The sequence below is a fragment of the Niveispirillum sp. GW835-FHT14G11 genome (genome assembly GCF_058793615.1).
Map to the genome: position 1 here is coordinate 1 of NZ_JBXAFZ010000051.1, position 1546 is coordinate 1546.

At 66.9% G+C, this 1546-nt stretch carries 3 protein-coding genes; 2 read left to right on the forward strand and 1 reads right to left on the reverse strand.

Annotation, left to right across the window (positions count from 1 at the left end):
* Together AC1Q7F_RS32525 and AC1Q7F_RS32530 are read left to right on the forward strand one after the other, a co-directional pair.
* On the forward strand, positions 1-413 hold a 413-nt coding region (locus AC1Q7F_RS32525; protein WP_492512696.1), incomplete at its 5' end, for an SDR family oxidoreductase.
* A 28-nt stretch (positions 414-441) separates the two neighbouring features.
* Positions 442-1044, forward strand: coding sequence for an NADPH-dependent F420 reductase (locus AC1Q7F_RS32530; protein ID WP_492512697.1), 603 nt, complete (start codon positions 442-444; stop codon positions 1042-1044).
* Positions 1045-1201: 157 nt separating this feature from the next.
* Here AC1Q7F_RS32530 and AC1Q7F_RS32535 read toward each other — a convergent pair.
* On the reverse strand, positions 1202-1546 hold a 345-nt coding region (locus tag AC1Q7F_RS32535), incomplete at its 5' end, for a methyl-accepting chemotaxis protein (RefSeq protein ID WP_492512698.1).

Consider the following 1546-nt stretch of genomic DNA (forward strand, 5'->3'; position numbering starts at 1 on the left):
GGATGATCGCCGTCAACGTGACGGGCGTGTTCGTGGCCACGCAGGAGGCGGCGCGCCACATGAAATCGGGCGGGCGCATCATCCATATCGGCTCCTCCATGACCCGCTATGCGGCGTTCCCCACCGCCTCGCTCTATACCTTGACCAAGGGGGCGGTCACCGGCTTCAACCGCAGCCTGGTGCGCGACCTGGGGCCGAAGGGCATCACCGTCAACACGGTGCATCCGGGCCCGACCGACACGGACATGAACCCGGCGGACGGCCCGGTGGCCGGCATCGTCGGCCCCGGCATCGCCATCGGCCGCTATGGCCAGCCGCATGAGATCGCCAGCGTCGTCGCCTTCCTGGCCAGCCCGGAGGCCGCCTTCGTCACCGGTGCCGAGATCGTCGCCGATGGCGGCCTGACCGGCTGATCCATCCCCTCAGCCAAGGAATATTGCCATGTCCAGCATCGGCATCATCGGCGCCGGCCAGATCGGCCGCGCCTTCGCCACTGCCCTTGCCCGCCAGGGTATTGAGGCCACCATCGCCAACAGCCGCGGTCCCGACAGCCTGAAGGAGATCGCCGCCGCCCTCGGTCCCAGTATCCGTGCGGGCACGCGGGAGGAAGCGGCAGCCAAGGACATCGTCCTGGTCGCCGTCAACTGGTCGACGCTGCCCACGGCCCTGGCCGGGTTGCCCGACTTCGCCGGCCGTATCGTCATCGATGCCAACAACCCCATCGAGGCGCCGATGTTCAAGCCGGCGGAACTGCATGGCCGCAGCTCGACGGAAGTCTTTTCGGAACTGGTGCCGGGGGCCCGGGTGGTAAAGGCGTTCAACCATCTCCAGCCGCACCTCCTGTCCGGTGATCCGCAGGCCGAGGGCGGGCGGCGCGTCCTGTTCCATTCAGGCGACCATGCACCGGCCAAGGTAGTGGTCGGGTCATTGATCGAGCGCCTGGGTTTCTTCGGCATCGACCTGGGGCCGCTTGCCGTGGGTGCCCGGCTGGCACAGTTCCCCGGCGGCCCCCTGCCGGCCCTCAACCTCGTGCGGTTCGGTTGAGACAGGCCGGCGCTCAATACATAATCACCGGTAAGGCCGGTCGCACAGGACAACGCCACGATCAATATCGGCATGTTGAACATGCTGCGCGATTGCTGAGGCGCGAGGTGTCTGCGGCGGGTCATTCGTGGTTCCGGCCGGGCCGATCCTGAGCGAACTACCGAGCCAGGACGCGGGCGGCTTCCTTTGTGGTGGTGACGGCACCGGTGACCTTGCCGATTGAGTGGTTAATGGCCGTGAGATTGCGGGTGACGGTTTCTACGGCGGCGGCGGTCGTCTGCATGTTGGAGGACATGTCGCGGGTGACCGCGCTTTGTTCCTCCACGGCGGCGGCGGTGGTGGAGACATATTCCCGGACATTGCCGACCGCGCGGCGGATCTCCCGGAGGGCAACGACCATGTCGGTGGACAGCCCCTGGATACCCGCGATTTCGGCGGAGATTTTCTGGGTCGCGTTGGCCGACTGGTTGGCGAGGTTCTTGACCTCGGTGGCGACGACGGC